The sequence below is a fragment of the Flavobacteriales bacterium genome (assembly GCA_021296215.1).
Classification (GTDB): Bacteria; Bacteroidota; Bacteroidia; order Flavobacteriales; family ECT2AJA-044; genus ECT2AJA-044.
Window position 1 is genome coordinate 708 of the sequence record JAGWBA010000107.1, and the last position, 4,732, is coordinate 5,439.

1 protein-coding gene and 2 pseudogenes are annotated in these 4,732 nt (G+C 51.6%); 1 reads left to right on the forward strand and 2 read right to left on the reverse strand.

Annotation, left to right across the window (positions count from 1 at the left end):
* Positions 1–35: 35 nt before the first annotated feature.
* Positions 36–224, forward strand: a pseudogene (locus J4F31_11935) (transposase).
* Between the two features lie 218 nt (positions 225–442).
* Here J4F31_11935 and J4F31_11940 read toward each other — a convergent pair.
* Both J4F31_11940 and J4F31_11945 read right to left on the reverse strand, forming a co-directional pair.
* Positions 443–2,317, reverse strand: coding sequence for an ATP-dependent helicase (locus J4F31_11940; protein MCE2497268.1), 1,875 nt, complete (start codon positions 2,315–2,317; stop codon positions 443–445).
* Between the two features lie 10 nt (positions 2,318–2,327).
* Positions 2,328–4,439 (reverse strand): annotated as a pseudogene (locus J4F31_11945) (AAA family ATPase).
* Positions 4,440–4,732: the final 293 nt, after the last annotated feature.

Here is a 4,732-nt window from a genome sequence, read left to right on the forward strand (position 1 = left end):
CTCTCCAAGTCAATCCCTCTCTGGCCTAGGGACACCAACTCAAAGGGTGGTTTCACGAGATCGTCAAACAAGGTGATCTTGAAGCCCTGGATGCCTGGAGCCATGAAGCCAGCCGGTCGGGGCTGAAAAAATTCAACCCCATCGCCAGGAGTTTCCGCCAGGATTACGAAGCCATCAAGTTGGCGCTGACCAGCCCATGGAGCACTGGACAATGCGAGGGGTAAATCTGCCAGGTGAAATTGATCAAGCGGATGAGGTATGGCCGGGCCAAGCCGGACTTGTTGCGTCAACGAATATTTCACCGGTGCGCTGTATGACCGGCATCCCCTGCGCTTCCATTCCCTGCGGTCAATTTCAATTTCCTTAACCAAAAGTGCGGAAGAGGCGATTTCCCGGGTCCACATCACTCTCACGGTGGAGAACCTTTTTATTCCTACAAAACTTAACTCACCGAGCGGGATGGCACACTTGCGGACTGCAAAATGTCATACAGTGAAGCTATCTTCCTTCTGTCGCCACGCTCTTCGCAATAAGTGAAGATCACTCTCTGCTTGGCCCTCGAAAATGCGACAAAAAACGTCGACCTGCCTTCCTCGGGCTGACTCCTGAAACTCCACCAAGCCGTATCATCCAAGGCCAAGAAAATGACGGTGTGATATTCAAGGCCCTTGCTCTTGTGAATTGTCATCAGCGGGACGCAATTCTTGCCCTCCAGGTCGTCGAGAGCTGATTCCCAATCCGCGCTAGCCTTACACGATTGAAACAGATACTTGATGGTCTTATCTGAAACTTGCGAATACCAATTCCCTTGGCTGTACTCAGGGTAGGCATGTTTGACCCTATCTTCTTGGAGGAATCGCAGAATTGATTCAACGACCAAGCGAACTTGCGGCTCTGATTCTGGCATTGTGTTCATTTTTCGCCGTAAGACCGAGTGGAAGGACGACAAGCGTTCCTGCACGGACATGACCTCGACGCTATCTTCGGGATTGTATCCCATCAAGTGCAACACAATGCGATTGCAGTCCAACCAGTGCTTACCCGCCCGACTCATCGAGCCTAATCGAAGGAAGGAAATAATGTCGGCAACGAGGCGCTCTGCCAAAGTGTCTTGGATTTCACTTTCGTCCCGAACTTTTACGCCCGATTCTAGAAACGTCGGTGCCAGTTCGCAGGCATACTCAGAAGCCTTTTGCTTAACTAATATAACGAAGTCTCTTGGGTTCAGGCCATCGTTGGATATACCCGAACCGATGAATTTAGCAAGATACTCGGCTTCGTCCTCTGAATTAGAAAAGTCTAGAATCACGCTGTCTTCTTCTGGAAGATCCGGTGGCCCTTTTGGTTCAGACTGCTCGGCATTGTCGTCCACTGACAAGGCAATCTCATGTTGGATACGTATCAAGGTAGGCGACGATCTGTAGTTATTAACGAGATGGATACGTTCTGCGTCAAAATCCTGCTCAACCATCCTGAAAGGCTCATCTAGTGCCATAGCCCAACGCATGATTTGTTGCTTGTGGTCCCCGACCGCCGTCAAGACGCTCCCGGAGGCCTGGAAAATCGTTCTCGTCAGGTCGTATTGGACATGGGTTGTATCTTGAAACTCATCAAGGAAGACATGCGAGTAGGTGGCTCTTAGCGCCTCACATATCTTTGGATTTGTTCTGACCAGGAGTTCAACTAGCCTCCCGATCATCGGAAATGTGAGCTTGGACCGGTCACCTCTTCTTAAACAATCTTCCCACCACGTCGCTGCTGCCCACGTACTCGCATTTAGGGCATCCAATCCTTCCGGCGGCAGTGGACGTCCCAATATCGCATTTTTTTCGAAAGAGAGCCTTGGGACCGCTTGGAGTTGAGCCTTACTTGCGATCTCTGGAGGGGGCGCTCCGAGAGAATCCAAAAAATCCGGGAACGTTCTATTTCTTGGCAGGAGAATCTCGTAGTCCGAGGTGGGACGCCAAGTTTCCGAGAGAGCTGGGTAGAATCGGTCAAGCAATCCTTTGGCGAAAGCGTCAAATGTATAGGAATCGAATCGGAGGCTATCTTCCGAATTACACCGTTGGCTTACCCTCTCCTTCAAATTCTTGGCCGCATCCCGCTTGAAGCTAATGGCCAAAATCCTTCTCGGATCAGGCGCCAGGCCAGTTTGCAGCAAGTAACAAGCCCGCTGGGCCAAGAGTTCGGTCTTTCCGGCTCCAGGACCGGCAACCACTGTGGTGTTTTCTCGCGACCGGACGACTTCCCATGCGCTGGCTTCCAGGTCTTCGATGCCAACTGGAACCCATTTCCTCGTATCTATCAAAGGGACCATCCAGCTTTGGTCAAGATTGCAGTGTCTCTTTGCATAGTTTGAGCAACCGCTTCAAGGATGTTGGAGCCTCTTTCTTGAGCAGGCTATTCTCCATTCCTGCCAAAGCCATAAGGTGCGTTGAAGGCTTGCTGCGATTCAGAAACAGGTACCTGTACCAGGGATACAGTTCCTTGAACTGACACTTGTTCATGTACAGGTCGATTATTGCTTCCCTGTTTCCTACGGAAGCTTCGATGGCCCGGCGGCAATAGGGATCTCGTTCCGGCGAATCTACATCAGGAATGGCTGGGCCATTCTGGCCCTCAATATTCTGGTACGCATCCGGGAGCGCGCGGAGCATGGACATGTCGAAATCCAACGGCCCGGAGAAATAAACATTGAACTTCTCTAGATGTTCGATCCATGGATAAAAATCTGAGAAGTCCTCAATTTCCTTGGTATGGAGGTTGGATAGATCCTGTTTCGAAATCCCGCAAAGTTGCTCCTTATATTCGAACTCTAACAGATCTGATTCGTCTTTCCCATTTTGCAGCAGTTGATCGCAAACATATTTTATGCAGGCCCATCCTCCACTCTCCCTGCCTATATCTAGGTCTAGAAGCGTGGCGTGGGGAATGTCGAGCTCCGTGAGAAGCTTCCAAAAGTGGTTGACGTGTCTTCCTCCTAAGGGAACGACGCTGACGAAAGACTCGTCGATTTCCAAATCTGATGCAGAGGCTATTCTTGGCAAGACCATTTCCTCGGATGGTCCTTCAGCCAAGATTACAAACTTTCCGAAATATAATTCGGGATAGGCCAGCACTGCTTCTCTGACAAATTTGCTGGCCGCGTCAGACGTGTCGGGCAAGGTGATCTTTTTCACTTGGGTGGCGCGGGTGTCCTCGTTTAGCCGAAGATACCTGATGTCCTCAGGGGATACACGCCGCAACACCGAGGGGGAGTGGCTTGAGAACAAGGCTTGCACCTGCCCTGTTCCTGTCAGGGTACGCAACAATCCGACTATTCGAGCTAGGTAGTGGGGAGCAAGGTGGTTCTCCGGCTCTTCGATGGCGAAAATGGTCAAAGCCGGAGTACTTATCCTGTCATGTTTGAAGGCTGGGCCTGGCCCTGCTTCACTTCCTGGGCAGTCTGGTTCCTCACTCCCTGCTTCGCTTTCATCGGCTTCTTCGCTTTCGGCGTAGGCGGTTATGGCAGCCTCATGCTTTTCAACTGCTACTTGCCTTTCAATATCAAACACGGCGGCAACGAGTGCCAGGTAAAAGAGAGACAACTGGCCTTCGCTCAACCTGGAAATGTCAATTTCATCTGCTTGCACGTCAGTTTGGAATCCCACACCAAAAGCACGGATAATCTCGTCTAGGCCAGATCCCGCAAAGTTCAAGCGCGCGCTTGGGACTTCCCCGCTATCCCTTAGCTCGTTCCATCTTTCTTGCAGGAAGCCATTGATCAATTGAACGGCCTGCTCACTGCCGATTGCCTCGCCAATCTCGGTTGATGCCTCCTTAACTGTGTCTAGCGTGCTTTCCTGCCTAGAGGCAGCCCTAAGCAACCTGCCTATCCGACTTCTAGCCGCCCCTCTGATTTCGGGAGCAGGGTCTCGGTTGGCAGGAACGTATTGAACTTGGATCAGCCCACGCTCGTGAGGTGAAATTCGGCGCAGTTGGTCCTTGGTCTCATCCTCATCGGCAGTCAAAACCCAGTTGAGCTCTTGCTCCACATGACCTTCGCTCGTCCCGTCGTCAGACCATGTGGCATCCAGTCGAATCCGAGCAAAGGGGTCTGCGTTTGGGCTTTCGATCACCATGTGATGGAAAGCCGGAGGAACCGTATGGCTTGTCTCATCGGATCCATTCAGTTCCGGAAAGCTAAGATCGATTCCAATGGAAAGGTTAGCCTTATCGCGCTCGTCAGGAGCAACTCCCGGAGGCAGGTGGAAGTCAGATTTCTGGATAGTTCGGAGGCTCTGAGTAGTACCGAATAGTCTGGTCAGCGCCGCTAGTACAGCAGTCTTCCCAGCTCCGTTCCCCCCTATCAGCGCGGTTAGGTCCTCCGATAAGTCGACGGTCAATGGATCACTTCCGAAACACCTAAAGTTGCGTAACGAAACCGACTTTACCTTCATTTAACGAGGTTCCTCCGTGTTCCAGTTGCATACGCGCCCGAGTTTCCATCGTCCACGTCAGCCCAAGAAAAGTCAATGGCAAGTCGACACCGTCAGTGTCCTCCGAATTTCTCGGCTCTCGGAAAAACCTCGAAGATGCATCCGCTGGTATGTGTTAGCATCGGGCGCATCAAACCTCCTTGAAGTCGTCAGGTTAGGATTTACCGTACGTGGCGCGTACTTGGATCCTTCAGGATCTAAAGGGACATCTCCAATTCAAAGACGGTACTGCCTACCGTCAAGTCAGGCCCATC